The following is a 21,051-nucleotide window of genomic DNA, read 5'->3' as shown; positions in this document are numbered from 1 at the left end:
GCGACGGTTCAGCCCGCGTCGATCGCGGACTGGACCTTCTTCTGAGCGTCATCGAGCAGGGCGGTGATGTCGGCGTCCCGTCGGGTCAGCACCGCCTGCACGACGTTGTCGAGGATTCCGTACGTCTCCTGCGCCTTCGCCGCCGGTTCGGGCACGAGCGGCAGCGTCTTGGCCGAGTCGAAGTACGCCGCAAAGTGCTCGCGCGGCACGTTGACGTAATCCTTCACCCACGTCAGATACCGGTCGGTGGTGGCCTGGTCGAAGAGCGGGAGCACCGGTGCGCCCACCGGCAGCTTGTCGGCAGAGGCGGCCTTGGCGCCCGTGACGGCCGCCTGTTCGTTGTTGTACTTGTTGAACTCGGCGAACTCGATCCACTTGAGCGCGGCCTTGATCTCCTCCGCCGAGGCCCGCGGATTGATGATGGCCACGGACCCGCCGCCCAGAGTGCCGAGGCCCCCGGGCGCCTGCGGCATCGGGGCGAGGCCGAAGTCGTCCGGCTTCATCCCGAGAGACTGAACGACCGGGGTGTACGTGTCCGCGCCCTGCACGATCATGCCGACCTTGCCGCTGGCCAGGGCGTTCGTGATGTCCTTGTACCCGATGAGGAAGTCGGACCCGAAGGTGTCGTCGTCCCAGCGCAGGGAGCGGTAGAACTCCAGCGCGGCGCGGGTGGCGTTGTTGTTGACGTTGGCCTGCTTGCCGTCGTCCGACTGGATCTTGCTCCCGAAGGCGTAGCTCATGGTCGTGAGCACCCAGCCTCCGGTGTTGTCCTTGGTCATGGCGCCGAAGCCCTGCGCGCCGGTCTTGGCATGGATGGCCTTCGCGGCGGCCCGCACCTCGTCCCAGGTCTTCGGCGGCGCGTCGGGGTCGAGCCCGGCCTTGGTGAACAGGGCGCGGTTGTACAGCAGCCCCATGCTGTAGGCCTGGACGGGAACGCCGTAGATACGGCTGTCCGGGCTCGTGGCGACCTTCAGGATCGACGGGTTGACCCGCTTGACGGCGGCGTCCGCGCCGACGTGGCCGGTGATGTCCGCGGCCTGCTGCCGGGCGATGATCCCCTGCATCTCCGTGAAGGGCACGTAGAACACCGTGGGCAGTTTCCCGCCCGCGACCAGCGCCTGGAAGGTGTTCACGTCGAACGAGGACTCGTCACCGGTGACCGTGATGCCGGGGTTGGCCTTGGTGAAGTCGGTGATCTTGCGCTTGAACGCCTTGAGCTGATCGGGGTTTTCCTGCGTGGGCTGACCGGCGACGGTGATGGAAACGGAGCCGGGCTGCGACGGGCTCTCGGCGCCACAGCCCGTAGTGAGAGCGAACGCCGCAGCACTGGCACTGAGGGCGGCAGCAAATTTCCGGACATCTGTGGGGGGCATGGGTCTCCTCAGTACTTTGTGCTGGTGTTGTCGCGGTCTGCGGTCAGGGGGCGATGAGTCCTCCGTCCAGGCCTCGGACGCGGGCAGCCCAGGCATCGTGTCCCGACAGCCCCGCGGGGTGGCGGGCGGCGGCGGACTCGTCGAGATCGATGCCCCAGCCGGGAGCTTCGTTCGGGCGCAACCAGCCGTTCTGGATGCGCAAGGTACCTGGGAACACTTCGTGCACGGGTTCGCCGTACACGTGCCCTTCCTGGATGCCGAAGGCCGGGCTCGTCACGTCGAGCGCGACGTTGGCGGCGGCGCCGATCGGCGAGGTGTCGCCTGGACCGTGCCAGGCCGTACGGACGCCGACGAGCTCGGCGGCTGCGGCGATCTTGCGCGCGGCGGTCAGCCCGCCGATGTCCGACACATGCGAGCGGATGAAGTCCACGCCGCCCCCGAGGACCAGGCGTGCGGCGTCCGTCACCGACGTCGTCAGCTCGCCGACCGCGATCGGCACGGGCGAGGCGGCACGCACCTCCGGCAGGCGATCCCAATGCTCGGGGGCGATGACGTCCTCGAGGAAGAAGAGCCGATAAGGCTCGAGCGCGCGGGCGAGAACGACCGCCTGCTTCGGGGTCAGCCGGGAGTGCACGTCGTGGAGCAGCTCGATCTCCTCGCCGAAGCGCTCACGGGCGGCGGCGAACAGCTCCCGCGTACGCCGCAGGTACTCCGGCACGCGCCACCCGCCCGGGTACGGCGCGGACGCCTCGGTGACCTCAGCCGTCGGAGGAGCGCCGTAGGTGCCACGCCCCGACTGGCCGACCTGGAGCCGGATGTGCCGCAGCCCGGCTTCGCGGAGGCGTTCGGCCTGGTCGAGGGTCTCCTCGATCGACGACCCGCCCGCGTGCAGGTACGTGTCGGCGGCGGCGCGTACCTTGCCTCCCAGCAGCTCGTGAACGGGTCTCCCTGCCCGCTTGCCGGCGATGTCCCACAACGCCTGGTCGAGCCCGGAGATCGCGTTGTTGCCCACCGGCCCCTCACGCCAGTAACCGGAGAAGCGGGCCAGCCGCACCAGGTCTTCGATGTCACCGGGGTATCGCCCGACGACGAGCCTGGCGAGATGATCCTCGACGTACGAGGCGACCGCGCGCCACCGCTGCGTGTACGTGGCGCAGCCGAGCCCGTAAAGGCCGTCGTCGCTGGTGGTCACCTTCACGACCAGCAGCGGGATGCCCTCGGGGGCGGTGGCGATCGCCCGGACGCCCGTTATGCGCACGTCGTCGGGCGCGTCCCACGGCTGTGCGAATGCCGTCGTGTCGTCGCTCATGCCGGCGTCTCCTGGAAGGTCGCGTTGATCGGGCCGCTCGGGTCGCCGAGCCGGTGCCGCGGCACCCATCCGAGGACGCGGCGGGCGGCAGTGGTGTCGATGGGGGCGGTGCGGCCCGGGAAGTCGCGGCGGCGTTCGCTCGTGGGGACGAAGCGATCGAGCAGGAGGTCCGTCGGCTCCCCCACGATGGTGTCCTCCGCCGCCAGGAGCAAGGTGTGCATCCCGGAGATCGGGTGCGTCAGCCCGCGCAGCACCGCGTCCAACGCGTCGGCCATCGCCAGGTACGCCCATCCTTCCCGGGCGAGACGCGCCTGCTCGACCGGGTTCCGGCTCAACCGCGCGGCGACCTCCCGCAGTTCGGGAAGATCCCTCACCAGCGGGAAGCGCAGCGCCACCACCGTGATCCCCCAGCGGCTGTGCGCCCAGGCCCCGGTCTGCTCATCGACCCACTTGGACAGCGAGTACGCGTCGTCATGCGCGACCGGCGACAACTCGTCGAGCGGGTAGTAGGCGGGAGTGAGATCGTGCCGGTTGAAGGGAACGCCGAACGCGTTGATCGAGCTCGCGATGACGGCGCGGCGCACGCCGACCTCGCCGGCGACGTTCAGCACGGTGAAGGTGGCCGAGGTGTTGCCCACGAACACCTCACGCGCGGTCCCCAGGCCGGGGTGCGGTATGGCGGCGAGGTGCACGACGGCGTCCACGTCCTCGAGCGCCTGCCGGACCAGAGTCTCGTCGGCGGCGTCACCGGTGAACACCCGGTCGGCCCGCGACGGCCCTGACCATGCGGTCGAGAGTGCCGTCACGGAGATGCCCGCACTCAGCAGTGCCTCCACGACCGGCCGGCCGATGGTGCCGTCCGCACCGGTGACCAGCACGCGCGCGGGCTTCACGGGCGAGGCGGAATCAGTCAAGAGCAGTCCTAAAGATCTCAGCAAAGTCAGTTGCGAAACCGCTTTCGTAGCAGACCATAAGATCGCGGAGCGTGTCAATCACCGCGTTATCCCGTATCGGCCGCCGAATTCGCGGTTTTCAGGGCGCGCGCCATCCCGGGTTCGCCTTTCTGGGGCGAACCCGGAACGGCCCTGCCAGGCGTTCAGACGCGGCAGGTGACTCGCCGGTAGTCGAGCTCACGGTCCTGATAGGCGAAGTTCCCGCCGGCGTCCAGGTACGACGCGGAGACCACCGCGGTGCCGCCGGCCAGTTCCTTGCCCGTGCCGGAGAACGTGTGCAGGACCGCACGGCCCGGCGCGACCCGCGGGTACGCCTTCTCGCCGAGCGGCGTCACGAGGCGGAGGTCGACCGGCACCTTCTCCTGGTTCACCGCCACGACCGTGAGGCGCGGCGGGGACGACAGGCAGGACGACAGCGCCGTGGCCTTCACCCTGACGTTGCCCGCGGGGGCTGCCAGCAGGCGCAACGGCCGGAACTTCGCGGGGTCCTTCGACTCCGCCACGCCCTTGCCCCACGTGCTCCATCCGCGCCGGCCGGCGCCGTCGTTCTCGTTGACGGCGACGGTCGCCGAGAAGATCCCGTTGCCGGGATTCACGCCGATCGCGCCGAACGGGACGGACAACTCGTACGTGGTCGTCTTCGCGGCTTCGTCACGCGTCACCGCCGACGCGAGCCCCTCGGTCGTGGCGTTCGCGGGCAACCAGCGCGCGAGGTCCACCGGGCCGGCGCCGGTGAGGGCCGTGCCGATCTCGCTGACCGGTACGGCGCCTTCGCCGGGCCATCCCGGCGTCGTACCGAGCTGGACGCTGTCGCCCTGCCAGATGTTCATGGCCCGAGCGGGCTGGGCGTGCGCGTTGTCGGTGATCACGGCGGTCACGTACAGGCGCCCGGTGTCGTGGGTGAGCCAGAGACGGCCGCTGTGGTCCTCATCGCCCGCCCAGCCGCTGATCACCTGCTCGGCCGCACCGAGCGTCTGCGCAGGAAGGACCGCTACGGCATCGTCGAGCTTGCCGTCCACCCGCACCGGGCGGAACGCCACATCGACCGGATCCGCGCCGACGAGGGTCCCGCGCGCGGTGGCGGTCGCGTCACCGGTGGCGGTGGCGGACCAGGCACCGAGTTCGGACAGCGGCACGTCGACGGAGACACTGTCGTCGCCGGCGACAGTGGTGCCGGGCAGCGCCCGGCCGCTCGACGAGCCCACGGTCCAGTCGATCCCGTCGATCTTGACAGGTTCGGCGCCGCGGTTCACGAGGGTGAGGCGCAGCAGGCCGGCCCCGGTGGCGTTGAGCGCGTGCGTACCGGTGAGCCCGAGCCGGGCCACCACGTCGGCGGTCGCCGCGAGAAGCCCGACCGTGCGATCGCCCTCGCGGACCTCGGCGGTCCAGGTACGCGTGCCCACGCCCGCCGGCGGCAGCGTGACGGCGACCGACCGGGTCTCACCCTTCGCCACCTGCGCCGACGTCGTGCCGGCGCCGGTTCGCAGGGACACGTCCAGCGCCCGGTCCCCCGCGGTGACCGTCCACTTCGCGGCAGGCGCGAGCCCTTCGATGGCCTGGCCGACCGTGAGCGCGTACGGCGACTGCGCGGACACCTCTCCCACCTCTCCGGTGAGATACACCGGGTCCTTGCCCACGGCGACGTGAACCCGGCCGTCGGCGTCCGGCCGCAGCGTCGCCTCGGCGCCGTAGAGGTCGGTCACCTTGACCTCGCCCGCCGCCTTGATGCTCCAGGTCTCCGGCTTCAGCGCCCAGAGGGCCTGCATGCGCGTGGCGGCGGGCTCGCCGGGGCGGGCGCCGAACTCCACGCCGTAGCGCCCGCTGCCGAGCGCCAGCACCTGCCGGACCTCGCGGTCGTCGGTCTGGCGCGTCAGGATGCCCTGCGCGACGAAGGCCGGCTTCGGCGTGTACGCGCCTCGGGGGTCGTTCTCGTTGCGGATGATGCCGAAGCGGTGCTCGGGGTTCTTCGGGTCGGTGCCGTCGTCCTTGAAGTCGTAGACGGTGTACTTGCCGATCCCCTTGCCGAGGGCCAGCAGTTCCGCACGGGACAGATTGCGGGCCTGCGACTTCTCGTCGGCTCCGAGCGGCGTGTCGGAGGTGTGCCATCCGTGCTCGCTGAGCCAGATCGGCATGTCGCGGTGCCCGGCAGCGTCGAGTTTCGCCCGGATCACCCCCACGTGATCCATGAACGACTCCGGCTCGGCGGCGAAGTCGTAAGGGTGCGTGGTGAACGCGTCGAGGTCGTCGAGGCCGCCGGCGGCGATGAAGTCGTCCACCCACTTGGACCATTCGTCCATCGGGGCCAGCGCCGGGCCGGCCAGCTTCGCGCCGGGATGAGCCGCGCGCACACGGTCGGCGGTCGTCGCCAGCAGCGCCGCGTAGTTCGCCGCGGTCGCGCCGGCGGGCCCGGTCCGGTCGCGCAGATTCCACTCGTTCCACACCTCGTAGAAGGTGTCGTCCGTCCCGAACGTGGCGACCGAGACGTCGGCGTAGTTCGCGAACGCGTCCCGCCCGGCCTGCGTGGCCGGCGCCTCGCCCTCGTGGTAGAGGCTGTTGCCGTACGCGAGGATGTCGAAGAACTGGAGGTTGTTCCTCGACAGCGCGGCGGTGTACGCGTCCACCTTCGCGGGGAAGTCGATCGTGCCCTTGACCTTCTCCGCCTGGGCCCAATAGGCCTCGTCCCGGGCGAAACCGGCTCCCGCGTCGGCGATGAGCGGGATCGTGTCGGTGGACCAGGCCTGCCCGTAATGCGTCGCAACTCCGATGCGCTCCTCGCGCGCGTCGGACGCAGGGAGCACCGACACGTCGGTGCCGCCCGCGACGCGGCGACCGTCCGGCTGCACGGCCACGAGGTCGACCGAGTACCAGCCCGTGGGCAGTTCGCCGAGCGTCAGCGTGCCCCCCAGCTGCGAGGTCTCCTTCGCACCGGAGGTCACCACCGCGTTGTCGACGTCGCGTACGGTCCACTCCAGGGACTTCGCCGCGGTGTGGACGCCGAACGACACCTGCTGCCCGGTGGTGAACGCGTTACCGGTCGTCGTCGGAACGATCGCGAGGTCGGGCGCGGGGCCCCGCACGGTCACGTCGTCCACGTCGATCGTCGCGGCCGGGCCGTTGACGACGCGGAACGCGTCTACCAGGAGCGACAGGTGCTTGAGCGGCCCGTGCCAGACGCCGTCGTTCGCACCGCCCCAGTGGATGTACTCCGCCGCGCCGGCCGGGGCGAAATCACTCACGGTGACGGTCTGCCACTGCGATCCGGGAGCGAGGGGGCGAGTCTGCTGGTGCGCCTGCCCGGTGCTGTCGATCATCCGGACGACGATGCCCTTCAGCTGGGTGCTGCGCAGGGCGAAGGTCAGCGAGCGAGCGTCGATCGAGGGGATGCCGCGTGCCAGCTCCGCGGTCCCGCTGGGCGCGTTCACCTGGAGACGGGCGGCGCCGCTGCCGCTCGCCGGCGCGTCCGAGGTCACGGTCAGCGACGCGGTCGTGCTGCCGCTGGTCGCCGTGAACCAAGGGGTGACGCCGTTCTCGAAGTCTCCGAGTACGACGTCGCCCGGTGCGGCCTGGGCCGGTGTGGCCGGTGCGACGAGTGTCGCGACGGCGACACCGAGCGCGACCAGCCCGGAGACGACCGCTCGGCGTAATGGACTCCCTGTCAATCGGCGGGCGGGGGTGGGGCCAATCGACATGCTCACTCTCCTCGCTGGACGGCGACCTGACCATGGTTGCGAAACCGATTTCGCAATGGCCGAAGTGTGAGCGGCGGCCAAGGTCACTGTCAAGGCACACTTTCCGGACGACGCGCACGCCCGGGGACGCCCCCGGCCTCCCCCGTGCCTCCAACCGGAGCGGGTCATTGACGCGCCTTCGGTACAATCGGCCGGTGCCGTCCAACCGCAAGGGCAGTGTTCGGCTGAGTGATGTGGCTGCGATTGCAGGAGTGTCGCTCTCGACTGCCTCGAAAGTGCTCAACGGAACGGACCGGATTTCCGAGGCGACGCGCGCGCGGGTGCTCGCCGTCGCCGAACGCCTCGACTTCAGGCCAAATGCGCTCGCGCGTTCCTTCGCGCTGGGCCGCAGCCGCACGGTCGGCGTGCTCACCCACCGCGCGGACAGTACGTTTTCCGGGCCCGTGGTCATAGGCGCGGTCCTGCAACTCGGCAGGCTCCAACAAGCCGCCCTCGTCTTCGACGAAGACGTTCTCGTCCATCGCGAGATAACCGAAAGCATCCGCCAGTTCCAGGCTCGCCAAATTGACGGACTCATCGTCATCGGGGACGGGCACGAGCGCCGATCACCGTCGATCACGCACCATTTCACCGTGCCGGTGACATACGCCTTCGCGGCCTCCGACCACCCCGAAGACGTCGTCTTCCTGCCGGACAACGAGGGCGCGGGAGCTCTCGCCACCCGCCATTTGATCGAACGCGGGCGCACACATATCGCCCACCTCACCGGCAGTCCGTCGAGTATCGCCGTAGGCCTGCGGGAGCGCGGCATGCTCAACGCGCTGAATGAGGCCGGGCTCCGCCCTGCCGCTCCGACCCGTTATGGCTCCTGGGGCGAGGGGTCGGGAGTCAAGGCCATGCAGGAATTGCTCGAGTCCGGCGCGAAGGTCGACGCGGTGTTCTGCGGTAATGACCACATCGCCCGTGGCGTACTCGATGTCTGTGAGGCCAAGGGTCTACGCGTACCTCAGGATCTGGCAGTTGTCGGAGTCGACAACTGGGAGGGAATCATCGTCGACCAAGGGGTCCGGCGGCTGACGACAATTGACCTCGAGCTCAGGTCCATGGGACAACTCGCCGCCGCGAACGTTCTCGCCGACGACCGCACTCCGGGGGAACATTACGTCCCTCCCACACTCGTGCTCGGCCCGTCGTCTTAATCACGTATTTTCCGCCCCTGATCCGGTTGATCGGGCTGCCAGCCGCCAACCTACGCGTCGAAGCCGCGGCGGGCGGCCTCGATGTGGCCGAAGTACTGGTGGGTCCAGCCGCAGATCAGGTCGACCGTCGCCCGCAGGGCCTGGCCCGGCTCGGTGAGGGTGTACTCCACCCGCGGCGGCACGGTGGGGTACACCTTTCGCTCGGCCAGGCCGTTGCGCTCCAGCATGCGCAGGTTCTGGGTGAGCATCTTGTGGCTGATGCCCTCGACCTCGTCCCGCAGTTCGCTGAAGCGCAGGGTGCGCTCGCCGAGCGCCTCGATGATCAGCAACGCCCACTTGTTGGCGACATCCGAGAAGATCTCCCGCGCCAGGGAGTCCGCGCGCCTCAGATCCGCCTCATCGGACGAGCCCATGAACTGCTTGGTCACCATCTGGTTCCCCAGTCACTGAAAAGTTCGTTCTTCCACGTCAGCGAACACTCTCCTATGGTTTCTCAGTAACCGCAAGAGACCACGAAGCCAAGTTGTCCGCTTTTGCGCTCACCCGACGCAACGAAAAGACCGATGGGAAATCTCATGGCCGTCTCGCTCATCAACCCTGACCAGCATGTCCGAGTCCCGATCTACCACCACGTCGCGGTGGCGACGGGCAGCAGGCAGGTCCACATCGCCGGACAAGTCGCCTGGGACGAGAACGGCGAGCTCGTGGCACCGGGCGACCTCGCAGGACAGGTCGCCCAGGTCTACCGCAACGTCGCGAAGGCGCTCGACGCGGCAGGAGCGACATTCCACGACGTCGTCCGCTTCACGTGGTATGCCGCAGGCTGGAAGAGAGAGATGTACGACGCCTTCAACGCGGGAATCGAACAGGCGGCCCTCGAGTTCGATCTCGCCACGCCGCCGCTCGCGCTGATCGGGGTCGACGTCCTCTTCGAGCCCGGCATTCTCATCGAGGCCGAGGTCACCGCCATCATCGATTGAGGGACGTAGCTCCGGATCCGGGCGGCGGCCGAAAGCGTCACCGCCGTGCCGGCGTCATGCGGGGCGTGTCAGCGTCAGAGGAGGCCGGCGTCGCGAACCTTCATGGCGACGTGGACCCGGTTGTCGGTGCCGAGTTTGGCGAAGATGCGGGTGATGTTGGCCTTCACGGTCGCCACGCTGACCGACAGGCTCGCGGCGATCTCGGCGTTCGAGGCGCCTCTTGCCACCTCGATCGCGACCTCCCGCTCCCGCTCGGTGAGCACGGCCAGCTCCGCCGGCGCCCGCGGCCGGCGCGGCTTGTGGCCGCCGGTGGCGGCGGCGATGACCTGGCGCGCCACGCTCGGCGACAACACCGGCTCACCCCGCGCCACGAGGCCGTCCTGCTCCGGCATGCGGATGTCCATCAGCACGACGTCGGGCCGCAGGTCGCGGATCACGTCCATGGCCTGCTTGCCGTCCCCGGCCTCGCCGGCCAGGTCGAGATCGGGCTCGCCGCCCAGGATGAGGCGCAGCCCCGTGCGCACCATCGGGTCGTCGTCCACGATCACCACTCTGATCACGGGTTCAAGCCTCCCACGGCAACCGGGCGTCCAGGATAAATCGCCCATCTCGTACGGCATGCGTGAGCGTGCCACCGGCCATCCGGGTCCGTTCCGCCAGCCCCACCAGGCCCAGCCGCCCCCGGGCCCCGTGGGACCGCCGGGCGGGGCCGCGTTGCTCACCCGGATCCGCAGGCCCTCGCCGGGCCGTCCGCCCAGCTCGGCCGGCACGGGGCTGCCCGGCGCGTGCTTGCGCGCGTTCGTGAGCGCCTCCTGCACGATCCGGTACGCGTGCCGCCCCGTCTGCGCCGGCAACGCGTCGCGGCAGGAGATGGCGTCGTCCACCTCGACCCGCTGCCCGGCGGCCCGTACCTCGTCGAACAGGGCATCCAGGTGCGCCAGCGTCGGCTGCGGAGGCGCGAGGCCGTCCTCGCGCCGCAGCGTGCCGAGTACGGCGCGCAGCTCGTTGAGCGACTGGTGCGCGTTCTCCTGGATGGCCAGCGCGGCCTCGCAGGTCTGCTCGGGAGACAGGTTCTCGCGGTACGCCAGCCCGCCCGCCAGCAGCGCCAGCAGCGAGATCCGGTGCGCCAGCACGTCGTGCATCTCCTGGGCGATCTTGAGCCGCTCCTCCAGCTTGGCCTGTTCCACCCACTGCGCCTGCGCCGCGACCACGGCGGCCTGCCGGGCGGGGCGGGACTTGGACGTGGGAAGCCGCCGCCCGCCTGGTCACGTCGGTGCCGGCCTGGATCGTCATCCCCGGCGGGCTCGGGGTTCTGCGCGTCGTCAGAAAGGACGTGACCTGACGTGACCTGGACTGGTCTGCCCTGTCAGAGGTACTGGAAGTACTCAGAACCCCCGAGGCGAGCGAGCACATCCGGCAAGCGCCAAGACCATCTACCAGGCCCTGATCGTGATCGGCTCCGCCCCGGACAAGCGCGCCCCGACCCGCCTGGCGCAGCGCAACGGGACCGACCGCGCACACTGACCACCACCGCGGGCGATCTGGAACCGGCCATCCCCCAACTGCGCACCGGATCGATCTCGGCAAGCACGCGAGCGCCCGTCCGGTCGGCCAGGCCGGGCGCAGCCGGACTTCGCGCCACCGCGGCTCTATCGACAACTTGGTATGGTGCGCAGGTTGCACCGCTTTGGAGAGTACGGCAGCGCTCAAGGGAGAGGACACCAGGCGACGATGCAGGCGTCAGAGGTCCCGCGTGCGGTGGCCGCGGCCATGTCGACCGCCTCCTCACTCGGCCTGACGGCCGACGACGCGATCGTGCTTCATGACTCGAACAAGCTCACTCTGCGTCTGCTGCCTTGTGACGTCCTGGCCCGGGTGGCGCCTGTAGCGCATCAGGTCGCACAGTTCGAAGTCGAGCTTGCTCAGCGGCTCGCCGACTCCGGGTGCCCTGTGGCTGCTCTCGAGCCTCGGGTGGAGCCACGCGTCTATGAGCGTGATGGCTTCGCCGTCACGCTGTGGACCTACTACGAGCCCGTGACACCTCAAGAGATCTCACCAGCCGACTACGCAAATGCGCTCCAACGGCTGCATACCGGCATGCGCGAACTCGATGTCCCGACGCCGCATTTCACGGATCGAGTCGAGCAGGCGCAACAACTCCTGGCGAACCGCGACCAAACTCCGGCGCTCGCCGACGCGGACCGGGAACTGCTCGGCGACACGTTACGAAGCCTGAGACGAGTGATCGGCGAGCGCGGCGGCGTCGATCAGCTGCTGCACGGCGAGCCGCACCCGGGCAACGTGCTCACCACGAAGAACGGGCTCCTGTTCATAGACTTCGAGACGTGCTGCCGTGGGCCTGTCGAATTCGACCTCGCCCATGCACCCGAAGAAGTCAGCGAGCACTATCCGGGTGTCGATCAAGACTTGCTGCGCGAGTGCCGGATCCTCGTGCTGGCGATGATCACAACATGGCGCTGGGATCGAGGCGACCAACTCCCCAACGGGCGCCGGCTGGGCCAAGAGTGGCTCAGCCAGATCCGAGCAGCGCTCGATCGCAAAGGGCTGGATACCCACGGCTGATCACGGGCCTCCGAGGTCGTAGCCGACCCCCCCTTTGCGATCTTGCTAGCAGGGGGCACGCCCGTGGTACTGGGGTTCGCGACGGCCGGGATCGGGGGTCCCACTGTGCCCACCGCCATTTGTCGCACCGGCGTGGGAACATGACGCCATGGCGACCTCAAAACAGCCGGTGACAGTCCCGACCGACGCCAGCGTGGACGATTTCCTGGCCGCAGTCTCTGACGAACGCCGGCGGGCCGACGCGGAGCGCCTCGGCACGATTCTGTGCGAGGTGACCGGTGAGCCGGCGGTGATGTGGGGCCCCAGCATCGTCGGCTTCGGCAGCTACCGCTACACCTACGCGAGTGGGCGCACGGGTGACTGGCCCTTGGCGGGCTTCTCACCGCGCAAGCAGCATCTCGTCGTCTATTTGGTGGGTGGGTTCGAGGAGCGGCACGCGTCCGTGCTCGCCCGGCTCGGTCCGCACAAGACCGGAAAGGGATGCCTCTACCTGAAACGGCTCGACGACGTCGACGAGAGCGCGCTGCGCGAGCTCATCGACCGCACGGTGCGGGTGCACAAGGGCGTTGACCGGGCCGCCGACCGCGGACAATAGCGGTGTCTCATGACTCCGGACTGAGCCGTACACCTCGCATCTCAGGTAACTGAGCGGCACTCGCCGGCTCACCGACAAGGAGACCTGAACGACTTTCGTCCTGGCGGGCACGGGCTGCGGTCGAGTCGCCGTCGCAGCTGCGGCGCCGTGCGCGCAGTTCGCAGGCGTCCGCGGTGACGTTGCCGGCTGCGCTGTTGGTGGAACGGGAGGTCACCGATGTGCCGGCGGATCCGCTGATCACCACGGTGCACCGGAAACCCCTCATTGCGCGAGTCCTTCACAGTGCTCGCGGCGACATCTGTCACGCGAGTGTGGTGCGGCCCCGCCGCCCCGGTGGGCGGAGGAGCCGTGACCTGCTGGGAACTGATCTATCCGAGCACCGGGTAGTTCGCGCGGAACACGTTGTACGGGTCACGGGCCCGCTTGATCTCCCGCAGCCGCGCGAGCGCGCTGCCGGAGAAGGACTTCTCCGCCGTGTCCCCGGGGGACAGCAGGGTGTACGGCTTGCGGCCGCTGACATAGGCCTCCAGGTCGGCCACGACCTCGGCCTGCCTGGCGCGCGTCGCATCGGCCGCGTGCGGCAGGCCGAGCCCCAGCAGGCCGAGCAGGTACGGCTCAGCCACCGCGCCGCTCGCACCGGCCCCGCCGCCCGGCTCGGCGAGCGCCCCGCCCAGGTGCCTGATCTGCAGGTTGATGAGCGGTTCGACCGGCTTGGCCAGCAGGAGCTCCACCGCGTCCGCGTCCAGGCCGGTGAGCAGCTCCGCACGAGCGATGGATGGGGCCGGATCGGTGGGCTCGGCGGCGATGCCGCCCAGGTCGGCAATCGGGACGACGCCGCGGCTGTCGGAGATCGCGCCCTCGATCTTGTCGAGGCGCACCAGCAGGTCCTCCCCCTGAGCCGCCTCACCCAGGTAGGCCAGATCCAGCGTGACCATCGGCGGCGCGCCGGGTGGCTGGAGCCGGTTGATCCAGACACTGAGCTCACGCGGCGCCTCGGCGGTGAGCTCCAGGAACGCGTCGTACACCTCCCTGGTCCGGTGCTCCGGCCAGATCACGCGCCCGCCGTACAGGACTGGCGCGGGATACAGCTCGAGTTCGAGGGCGGTAACCACCGCGAAGTCCCCGCCACCGCCGCGCAGCGCCCAGAACAGCTCGGGATCGGACTCGGCGGTCACCCGGCCCGGCTCACCATCGGCGTCCACGATGTCGATGGCCCGCACGCTGTCGGAGGCGAAGCCATACTTGCGGCTGAACCAGCCGACCCCACCGCCCAGCGTGTAGCCGGTCACGCTGACCCCCGGCGCGCTGCCGGACAGGCCGGTCAGGCCCAGCGGACCGGCCGCCGCCAGCACCTGCCCCCACTTCACGCCCGCGCCCACCCGGGCCACGCGCTCCTGCGCGCGTACCTCCACCTCGTTCAGCAGGCCGGTACGCAGCAGGATCAGGCCTTCCACATCACCCGAGGCGCCATGCCCGCTCGGCTGCGCGGTCACCGTCATCCCCGCCCGCCGCGCGTAACGCACGAGCGCCGCCACGTCATCGGCATCCGCGGCCTCCGCCACGGCCGCCACGGGCTGCCTGACGGTCAGGTTCCACGCGGTGGCCGCCTGTTCGAAGCCGTCGTCATCGGGCAGGAGCACGCGCCCCTTGAGGACACCGCGCAGATCGTTGATCGTCATCGTCGTCTCCTTTTTCGAGCTCTCACAAATGCGGAGGAACACCGTGCTGTTCTGGCCCGGCTCGACCGGCTGCTGGATGGCGGAACGCGTCGAAGAGCTTCGGCCGCCGGACCGCAGGAGCGCGCTGATCGCCGGCATCACCGCGGCGGTGGCGCCGTGGATGCCGTAGGCGACCGCCCTGGGACCGTTGCCGCTCAGCACGATCAGGCGGGCTGCGGGGCGGGTGTCGCCGGAGCGGCCGCGACCTTGCGGGTCTCGCGCATCATCAGCAGGCCGTTGACCACCATCAGCGTCGCGGTCAGGCCGTGGACGCCGAGCGCGGTGGCCACGGAGCCGTGGTGGGCCAGCACGGTGGTCATGTCGCCGTACGCGGCGAGGGCCTCCACCAGCAGCACCCAGCCCAGCGCCCGGCGGTGGCCCGTCACCAGCAGGATGCCCAGGACCAGGGCCAAGACGACGTCGCGGATTCCCTTGATGATCAGGAAGCCGTCGCCGTCGCCGGACGGCCAGCTCGGCAGGCCGAACCCCGGCGCCGTCGTCTCCGGGCTCAGGATGAAATCCGTCCCGAACCAGAGGATGAAGAGGATGAAGGCGGCGGCCAGGACGGTGTTGATCTTCTTCAGTGACATCGTTCTTCTCCTGCGAGGGGGTCTGGTCAGGCGGCGCGGACGCGGCTGATGTGGCGGGCGTAGCGGTAGCGGCCGATGATGTGCCAGATGCCGCGCACCGGAGCGGGAAGGGCGGACAGGAACGTGGCGCGCTCGTCCGCCCCGGCGGCGGCCTCCCAGGCCGGGACCGCGGCGTCCAGCCTGGTCAGCGTGGCCGCGACGCGCTCGTGCTGTGCCTCCATGCGCAGGACGATGTCGGCCTCCAGATCGACCCGGGACAGCAGCGGCGGCCACAGCAGCTCGTCCTCGCCCTCGTGATGGTTGTGCAGGCCCAGCCGGTATATGCGGAAGTGGTCGGCGATCACCTTGGCGCGAGCGGTGTCACCCGGGGCGACGGCCGCGACGAGCTCCATCCGCAGCCGTGACTCGCGGCGAAGGACGGTGTTGACGCTCATCTGTTCCTGCCCTTCATCGGTGGCGATGCGTTCAGGCTGCTCCCGGGTATTTGGAGGGGACTTGGAGCCGATTTGGAACCGTCCACGTACGATGTCCGAATCATGGTTTTCATCCGGGTGCTGGGCTCGTTCGCGACCGAGGTGAACGGTGCGACCGTTCAGCTCGGCGGGCCGCGGCAGCGGGGCGTGCTGGCGTTGCTGGTGGCGGCGCGTGGGCAGGTCGTGCCGGTCGATCGGATGATCGAGGATCTGTGGCGCGGGGAGCCGCCCGCGCGGGCGCTGATGTCCTTGCAGGCGTATGTGTCCAACCTGCGTCGGCTGCTGGAGCCCGGGCGCCCGCCGCGCACGTCGGCCCGGCTGCTGGTGAGCGCGTCGCCCGGCTATGCGCTGCGGCTGCCGCCGGAGTCGGTGGACGCGTGGCGGTTCGAGGACCTGCTCGACCAGGCCCGGGCGGTCACCGACCCGCGTGCCGTCCGGTCTCGGCTCGCCGAGGCGTTGGGGCTGTGGCAGGGACCCGCGTTCGCCGAGGTCGCCGACGAGCCGTGGGCCGCCGCCGAGACGGCCCGGCTGAACGAGCTGCGCCTGGTCGCCACCGAGCTGCACGTCGCGGCGGGTCTGCGAATCGGCGACGCTGCCGCGGTGGTCCCCGAGGCCGAGCGGCTCACCCGCGATGAGCCGCTGCGCGAGGAGGGCTGGCGGCTGCACGCCCTGGCACTGTGGAGCAGTGGCCGCCAAGCCGACGCGCTGGCGACGCTCCGCCGCGCCCGCGGCATCTTCGCCGAGGAGCTCGGGCTCGACCCCGGCCCGGACCTGACGGCGTTGGAGGCGGCGATCCTCACCCAGCGCACGGACGTCCTGCGCGAGACCGTGCCCCCGCCACCGCCGACCGCACCGCTGCCGCGGCCGGCTCCGATCACCGAGGCGCCGTTCGTCGGACGCGAGGCGGAACTGTCGGCACTGGTCACGGCCGCCGCCGAGGCCGTCACCGACGGCGCCCGCATCGCCCTTGTCACCGGCGAGGCCGGGCTCGGCAAGTCGACGCTGCTGGAACACCTGGGCAGGCGGCTTGAACGTGACGGATGGCTGGTCGCCGTCGGCCACTGCCCCGAGGTCGACAGCGCGCCGCCCGCGTGGGCCTGGACCGAGGCGCTGGGAGCCGTTGCCGCGGCCACGCCCCCGGGCGAGTTCGCCGACGGCCTCGCGCCGCTGCTCACCGACACCGAGCCGGTGAACGCGGACGCCACCGCGGGACGGTTCCGCCTGCGCCAGGCCGTGTGGAAATGGCTCGCGGCGGTCGCCGCGGAACGCCCGGTCGCCGTCGTGCTGGACGACCTGCACTGGGCGGACGCCGCCACGCTGGAGCTGCTCGGCGGCGGCCTCGGCCTGCGGGCCCCGATCCTGGTCGTCGCCGCGTACCGCGCGGACGAGATCGGGCACCTCACCGAAACGCTGGCCTCCCTCGCGCGCGCCACGCCCCTCCGCCTGGCGCTGCCGGGGCTGAACGACGAGGCCGTCGCGGAGCTCGTACGGACCGAATGCGCGGCCGACGAGGAGACCATCGCAGGGATCGCCGAACGCACCGGCGGCAATCCGTTCTATGTGCGCGAAAGCGCCCGGCTGCTGAATGGCGAAGGCGCGCTGGTCGCCCTCTCCGAGGTCCCCGAAGGCGTACGGGACGTCCTCCGCCGCCGGCTCGCGCGCCTGCCCGAGGGAGGCGTGTCCATTCTCCGGCTGGCCGCGGTCGCAGGCCGGGAAAGCTCCGTGGACGTCCTCGTAAGGGCCGCCGACACCGACGAGGACGGCGTGATGGACGCGCTGGACGCGGGTATCATCGCCGGGCTGCTGAACGAGCCCGCCCCCGGACGCGTCCGCTTCGTCCATGCCCTCGTCAGGGACACGCTCATCGCCGACCTCAGCCGCCTCCGCACAGCCCGCATGCACGCCCGGATCGCCGCCGCTCTTGAAGGCACCCACGACATCGCGGCGCTGGCCCACCACTACGCGCGCGCCGGCTCACCAAAGGCCGTCGGCTACTGCGTCCAGGCCGCCGAGCTTGCCGAGGCCCGCTACGCCCACGACGTGGCCGCCGCCCTCCTCACCGACGCCGTCACCAACTCGACCGGACCGGACGAACGCGTCGAATTGCTCGGCAGGCTGCTGCGCGCGCAGATCCGGGCGGGAGCCGTCGGAGCCGCCCGCGAGACACGCCGTGAGGCTGTGGAGTACGCGGAGTCCCTGGGCCGCGACGACCTGATGATCGCCGCATTCACCGCGTGGACGGAGCCGACCACCTGGCAGGCCCGTATGTACGGCACGGTCGACCGGTCCATCGTCGACCGCCTGAGCCGCCTGCTGAAGCGCGACCTGACCCCTTCGGTGCGGTCCCGGCTCCTGATGGCGTACGTGGACGAACTGGTCGGCGAGGACGACCCGACCGTTCTGGAGGCAGCGCAGGAGGCACTCGACCTCGCCACCGGGCCCCGGCTGCGGGCCGCGGCACTCCAGAGCCTGGCCCGAGTCCACGGCGACGCCGAGCTCTGCCGAGAGCTCGTGGCGATCGGCACCGAGCACGACCTGCCCGTCTACCGCGTCACCGGGCTGATCAACCTTGCCACCGTCGCCGCCGCCGCCAACGACCCGGTGACCATGCACCAGGCGACCACCGAGGCCCTGGACCTCGCGCGCACCTACCGGATGCGCGAGGCGATCGCCGTCACCGAGATCACGCTGGCGACCCTGGCGCTCGTCGAAGGCCGATTCGCCGACGCCGAACTCCTCTACATCAAGGCCGACGAGGGCATGCAGCGCGCCGGATCGGTGCACGCCACGGGCTTTCTCCAACTCGCCCTGGCCACGATCTGGCTGAACGACGGCACGCTCGGTGCGCACCTGGACGACGTGCGCGCCCTCCACACCGTGCTCGGCGCCATGACCTCCGACCTGCTCGCGCTCGCCCTCCACGCCAACGGCCTGGACACCGAAGCCCGCGAGGTCCGCGCGTCATCCAGCCCGATCCGCCCCGACTTCTTCTTCACCTTCCTCACAACGTTGCGCGCGATGGCCATCGTCGCCCTGAACGACCGCGACGCCGCCGAGGAGATCTACGCGACGCTGCTTCCGCACCGCAACGACCCCCCGGCGGGCGCCGCGAGCCTGGCGGTGGCGCTACGCCCGGTCGCCCACACCCTCGGCGAGCTGGCCCTCCTCCTGGGCCGCACCGAGGCCGCCGCCCACTTCACCCAGGCCGCCACCATCGCCGCCCAGTGGAACGCACCCCACTGGGCCGCCGAGGCCCGGTTGCGAACGACCACCTAGCCTCCGCCCACGGCGCCGCACGCCTGTGACACAAAAGGTGCAGGACGCCTCCAACGCTGCCGGCCGCCCATGATCGCGAGGCAGAGGCCTCCAGCTCGGCGCGGCGACCTCGCGCAGCTCGTTCATCCCGATTCGCTCCCGCACCATCCCGCCGACCCGCTCGTCGGCGATGGCGGGATCGATGAGCAGCGGCACATGCTTGCCATCGGCGGCATCGAGTGGCACACCCCGGAACGCAGAAGGACCTGCGTTTCCGCAGGTCCTTGCCCATCTTTCGATGGAGATCTCGAGTGCCCCCTGTAGGATTCGAACCTACGCACCCGGCTCCGGAGGCCGGTGCTCTATCCCCTGAGCTAAGGGGGCTCGACGAGTGATAAGGCTATCAGCATCTCGGCACCACTCGGCACACGATAAAGGTCCTTGAACACATCCAGCGAAAACCACTCGTGACGACCCCACTACAGGTTACCTTGGCGCCCGTGGGCGAGGTTCTTGGGAAAGTACTGGTCGTGGACGACGACGAGGTCATCCGGCAGCTCATCGCGGTCAACCTGAACCTGGAGGGGTTCGAGGTCTCGACCGCCACCGATGGGCAGGACTGCCTTGATCGTGTGCTCGACGTCATGCCGGACGTCATCACGCTGGACGTGATGATGCCGTGCCTGGATGGATGGACGACGGCGCAGAGGTTGCGGACCGAGGAGGCCACCAGTCACATCAAGGTGGTGTTGATCACGGCGCGGGCGCAGGACGATGATAGGCGGCGGGGGTTGGGGATCGGGGTCGACGCTTATCTGACCAAGCCGTTCGATCCGGCCGAGTTGATCCAGGTCGTACGGGATCTGGCGACGGCGGCCGGCAAGGGATAGGGGCGGCCCGATTTCCTCGCTCCCCCGGATCTGATGGGAGTGGTGGGCATGGACGGGCGGCTTGAGCGGGCCAAGGAGCTCTATGAGCGGGCCGTTTTCGGCGGGGATGTGGCCGGGCTGGAGGCCGCCGATCGGGGGCTGGACGGCGTGGAGGCCGATCTTGCGCTGGTTCGAGGGCGGATCATGCACGGCCGGTTTCTCGATGGGCAGGGCGAGCAGGGCGACGAAGAGCTGAGGCTGTTCGAGAGGGCCGCGGAGCTTTACCGCGCGCTCGGCGATGTCCGGGGTGAGGGTGAGGCGCTGCTCTGGGTGGGGACCTTCCATCAGGTCGTCCGCGGGGACGAGACGCCCGCGGCGGCGGCTCTGGAGCGGGCCCATGAGCTGGCGACGCAGGCCGGCGACAAGCTGACCCTCTCGTACGTCCTGCGCCACCTGGGCATCGCCGAGCACATGGCCGGGCGGCTGCCGGCGGCGCGCGAACGGCTGGAGGAGTCCGTACGGCTGCGCCGGGAGCTCGGGTTCATGGCCGGGGTGGCGGCCAATCTGGTGGGGCTGGCGTATATCGCTGCCGCGGAGGGGCGGCGTGACGACGCCGTGGCGGTCCTGGACGAGGCCGCTGAGATCGCCGGTGCCGAGAAAGCGGCAACCGTGCTGGCGTGGGTGGAAGAGGCCCGAGGCCAGTTCTAGCCGGCCGCTTCTTTTGTGAAAAGTTTGCGTACGGTGGGCCGTAGCGTCCCCTCCCGAGCCTAGGAAGGTCCAACCGTGCGTAGCTCCATTTTCGGCAATCTCGAGTCCCAGCAGTTGCCACCCGGCTTCGCGCTCCAGAACGGCAAGATGCTGCGCGTGCAGCTGCCGCACGAGGTCCTGGCCAAGCAGGGCTCCATGGTCGCCTTCCAGGGGCAGATGGACTTCGACTACGAGGGCGGCGGGCTCGGCAAGCTGTTCAAGAAGGCCGTGACGGGCGAAGGCGCGTCCCTCATGCGCGTACGCGGCGAAGGGCTGCTCTACCTCGCCGACAACGCCGACGACATCCACCTGTTCTACCTGGAGAACGAGGGGATCACCGTCAACGGGCGCAACCTGCTGGCGTTCCAGCCGCAGCTCACCTGGGACATCCAGCGCGTGCAGGGGGCCGGGATCGCGGCGGGCGGGCTGTTCAACACGACCGTCACCGGGACCGGGTGGGTGGCGGTGACCACGCACGGCACGCCGGTGCTGCTCGATGCCGCCCGCATGCCCACGTACGCCGACGGCCAGTCCGCCGTGTGCTGGAGCACGGGGCTGCACGTCGGCGTCAACCGGACGATGAAGGTGGGGGCACTGATCGGGCGGGGCAGCGGGGAGGCCATGCAGCTGGCGTTCAGCGGGCAGGGGTTCGTGCTGGTGCAGGCCAGCGAAGGGGCGCCCGTCGTGACCCAGTCCTAGGTAGACAGGTAATTAGCTA

General features: G+C 70.0%; 18 protein-coding genes and 1 tRNA gene. 9 read left to right on the top strand and 10 right to left on the bottom strand.

Annotated elements, in window-relative coordinates; translation table 11 throughout:
* Window positions 1-8: 8 nt before the first annotated feature.
* From AB0L65_RS13495 to AB0L65_RS13480, 4 genes are all read right to left on the bottom strand, one after another.
* Window positions 9-1,373 (bottom strand): extracellular solute-binding protein, encoded by a 1,365-nt coding sequence (locus AB0L65_RS13495; protein ID WP_364244258.1) that lies wholly within the window; start codon window positions 1,371-1,373, stop codon window positions 9-11.
* A gap of 43 nt (window positions 1,374-1,416) precedes the next feature.
* Entirely contained in the window at window positions 1,417-2,682 is a 1,266-nt protein-coding gene (locus AB0L65_RS13490; RefSeq protein WP_364244255.1) for an enolase C-terminal domain-like protein, read from the bottom strand.
* Entirely contained in the window at window positions 2,679-3,596 is a 918-nt protein-coding gene (locus AB0L65_RS13485; RefSeq protein ID WP_364244252.1) for an NAD(P)-dependent oxidoreductase, read from the bottom strand. The genes AB0L65_RS13490 and AB0L65_RS13485 overlap by 4 nt, the downstream gene beginning before the upstream one ends.
* Before the next feature lie 182 nt (window positions 3,597-3,778).
* Window positions 3,779-7,324: a hypothetical protein gene (locus AB0L65_RS13480; protein WP_364244249.1), complete on the bottom strand. Its 3,546-nt coding sequence runs from the start codon at window positions 7,322-7,324 to the stop codon at window positions 3,779-3,781.
* Window positions 7,325-7,518: 194 nt separating this feature from the next.
* Here AB0L65_RS13480 and AB0L65_RS13475 point away from each other — a divergent pair, with 194 nt between their 5' ends.
* The gene (locus tag AB0L65_RS13475) at window positions 7,519-8,523 is read left to right on the top strand and encodes a LacI family DNA-binding transcriptional regulator (protein WP_364244247.1); all 1,005 of its coding nucleotides are present in this window, start codon (window positions 7,519-7,521) and stop codon (window positions 8,521-8,523) included.
* Between the two features lie 50 nt (window positions 8,524-8,573).
* On the opposite strand, the gene AB0L65_RS13470 is transcribed toward AB0L65_RS13475, so the two are convergent.
* Entirely contained in the window at window positions 8,574-8,954 is a 381-nt protein-coding gene (locus AB0L65_RS13470; RefSeq protein WP_350728579.1) for a helix-turn-helix domain-containing protein, read from the bottom strand.
* Between the two features lie 144 nt (window positions 8,955-9,098).
* On the opposite strand from AB0L65_RS13470, the gene AB0L65_RS13465 reads away from it, so the two are divergent.
* Entirely contained in the window at window positions 9,099-9,503 is a 405-nt protein-coding gene (locus tag AB0L65_RS13465) for a RidA family protein (RefSeq protein ID WP_364244245.1), read from the top strand.
* A 74-nt stretch (window positions 9,504-9,577) separates the two neighbouring features.
* On the opposite strand, the gene AB0L65_RS13460 is transcribed toward AB0L65_RS13465, so the two are convergent.
* A complete protein-coding gene (locus AB0L65_RS13460; protein ID WP_364244242.1) occupies window positions 9,578-10,714 on the bottom strand; it encodes a LuxR C-terminal-related transcriptional regulator in 1,137 nt (378 codons plus the stop codon).
* Window positions 10,715-11,234: 520 nt separating this feature from the next.
* On the opposite strand from AB0L65_RS13460, the gene AB0L65_RS13455 reads away from it, so the two are divergent.
* A complete protein-coding gene (locus AB0L65_RS13455; RefSeq protein WP_364244240.1) occupies window positions 11,235-12,086 on the top strand; it encodes an aminoglycoside phosphotransferase family protein in 852 nt (283 codons plus the stop codon).
* A 193-nt stretch (window positions 12,087-12,279) separates the two neighbouring features.
* Window positions 12,280-12,681 carry a DUF1801 domain-containing protein gene (locus AB0L65_RS13450; protein ID WP_364244237.1) on the top strand — a complete coding sequence of 134 codons (402 nt, stop codon included), beginning with the start codon at window positions 12,280-12,282 and terminating at the stop codon, window positions 12,679-12,681.
* A gap of 368 nt (window positions 12,682-13,049) precedes the next feature.
* On the opposite strand, the gene AB0L65_RS13445 is transcribed toward AB0L65_RS13450, so the two are convergent.
* Complete coding sequence (locus AB0L65_RS13445) at window positions 13,050-14,360, bottom strand: FAD-binding protein (protein ID WP_364244235.1); 1,311 nt, start codon at window positions 14,358-14,360, stop codon at window positions 13,050-13,052.
* On the opposite strand from AB0L65_RS13445, the gene AB0L65_RS13440 reads away from it, so the two are divergent.
* Entirely contained in the window at window positions 14,350-14,529 is a 180-nt protein-coding gene (locus tag AB0L65_RS13440) for a hypothetical protein (RefSeq protein WP_364244233.1), read from the top strand. The genes AB0L65_RS13445 and AB0L65_RS13440 overlap by 11 nt on opposite strands.
* A 34-nt stretch (window positions 14,530-14,563) precedes the next feature.
* Here AB0L65_RS13440 and AB0L65_RS13435 read toward each other — a convergent pair whose 3' ends face one another.
* Window positions 14,564-14,989, bottom strand: coding sequence for a DUF4267 domain-containing protein (locus AB0L65_RS13435; RefSeq protein WP_357738901.1), 426 nt, complete (start codon window positions 14,987-14,989; stop codon window positions 14,564-14,566).
* 26 nt (window positions 14,990-15,015) lie between these two features.
* Window positions 15,016-15,423 carry a hemerythrin domain-containing protein gene (locus AB0L65_RS13430; RefSeq protein ID WP_364244231.1) on the bottom strand — a complete coding sequence of 136 codons (408 nt, stop codon included), beginning with the start codon at window positions 15,421-15,423 and terminating at the stop codon, window positions 15,016-15,018.
* 102 nt (window positions 15,424-15,525) lie between these two features.
* On the opposite strand from AB0L65_RS13430, the gene AB0L65_RS13425 reads away from it, so the two are divergent.
* Entirely contained in the window at window positions 15,526-18,738 is a 3,213-nt protein-coding gene (locus AB0L65_RS13425) for a BTAD domain-containing putative transcriptional regulator (RefSeq protein ID WP_364244228.1), read from the top strand.
* Window positions 18,739-19,029: 291 nt separating this feature from the next.
* On the opposite strand, the gene AB0L65_RS13420 is transcribed toward AB0L65_RS13425, so the two are convergent.
* Window positions 19,030-19,101 (bottom strand) — tRNA-Arg (locus tag AB0L65_RS13420).
* Window positions 19,102-19,217: 116 nt separating this feature from the next.
* On the opposite strand from AB0L65_RS13420, the gene AB0L65_RS13415 reads away from it, so the two are divergent.
* The 3 genes from AB0L65_RS13415 (at window position 19,218) to AB0L65_RS13405 (ending at window position 21,032) form a co-directional block, all read left to right on the top strand.
* Window positions 19,218-19,607 carry a response regulator gene (locus tag AB0L65_RS13415; RefSeq protein WP_364244225.1) on the top strand — a complete coding sequence of 130 codons (390 nt, stop codon included), beginning with the start codon at window positions 19,218-19,220 and terminating at the stop codon, window positions 19,605-19,607.
* A 48-nt stretch (window positions 19,608-19,655) separates the two neighbouring features.
* The gene (locus tag AB0L65_RS13410) at window positions 19,656-20,294 is read left to right on the top strand and encodes a tetratricopeptide repeat protein (protein WP_364244223.1); all 639 of its coding nucleotides are present in this window, start codon (window positions 19,656-19,658) and stop codon (window positions 20,292-20,294) included.
* Between the two features lie 75 nt (window positions 20,295-20,369).
* Window positions 20,370-21,032, top strand: a complete 663-nt coding sequence (locus AB0L65_RS13405; RefSeq protein WP_364244221.1) for an AIM24 family protein — start codon at window positions 20,370-20,372, stop codon at window positions 21,030-21,032.
* Window positions 21,033-21,051 lie beyond the last annotated feature (19 nt).

This window comes from Nonomuraea sp. NPDC052116 (assembly GCF_040680035.1).
GTDB classification, from domain to species: domain Bacteria; phylum Actinomycetota; class Actinomycetes; order Streptosporangiales; family Streptosporangiaceae; genus Nonomuraea; species Nonomuraea angiospora_A.
The sequence above is the reverse complement of the archived record's forward strand: the minus strand, read 5'-3'. Positions and strand labels throughout refer to the sequence as shown.

Excerpts from the sequence above, each read along its gene's own strand:
- AB0L65_RS13495 (WP_364244258.1), bottom strand. The coding sequence starts at position 1,373 with ATGCCCCCCACAGATGTCCGGAAATTTGCTGCCGCCCTCAGTGCCAGT.
- AB0L65_RS13490 (WP_364244255.1), bottom strand. The coding sequence starts at position 2,682 with ATGAGCGACGACACGACGGCATTCGCACAGCCGTGGGACGCGCCCGAC.
- AB0L65_RS13480 (WP_364244249.1), bottom strand. The coding sequence starts at position 7,324 with ATGTCGATTGGCCCCACCCCCGCCCGCCGATTGACAGGGAGTCCATTA.
- AB0L65_RS13470 (WP_350728579.1), bottom strand. The coding sequence starts at position 8,954 with ATGGTGACCAAGCAGTTCATGGGCTCGTCCGATGAGGCGGATCTGAGG.
- AB0L65_RS13465 (WP_364244245.1), top strand. The coding sequence starts at position 9,099 with ATGGCCGTCTCGCTCATCAACCCTGACCAGCATGTCCGAGTCCCGATC.
- AB0L65_RS13455 (WP_364244240.1), top strand. The coding sequence starts at position 11,235 with ATGCAGGCGTCAGAGGTCCCGCGTGCGGTGGCCGCGGCCATGTCGACC.
- AB0L65_RS13445 (WP_364244235.1), bottom strand. The coding sequence starts at position 14,360 with ATGACGATCAACGATCTGCGCGGTGTCCTCAAGGGGCGCGTGCTCCTG.
- AB0L65_RS13435 (WP_357738901.1), bottom strand. The coding sequence starts at position 14,989 with ATGTCACTGAAGAAGATCAACACCGTCCTGGCCGCCGCCTTCATCCTC.
- AB0L65_RS13430 (WP_364244231.1), bottom strand. The coding sequence starts at position 15,423 with ATGAGCGTCAACACCGTCCTTCGCCGCGAGTCACGGCTGCGGATGGAG.
- AB0L65_RS13425 (WP_364244228.1), top strand. The coding sequence starts at position 15,526 with ATGGTTTTCATCCGGGTGCTGGGCTCGTTCGCGACCGAGGTGAACGGT.
- AB0L65_RS13410 (WP_364244223.1), top strand. The coding sequence starts at position 19,656 with ATGGACGGGCGGCTTGAGCGGGCCAAGGAGCTCTATGAGCGGGCCGTT.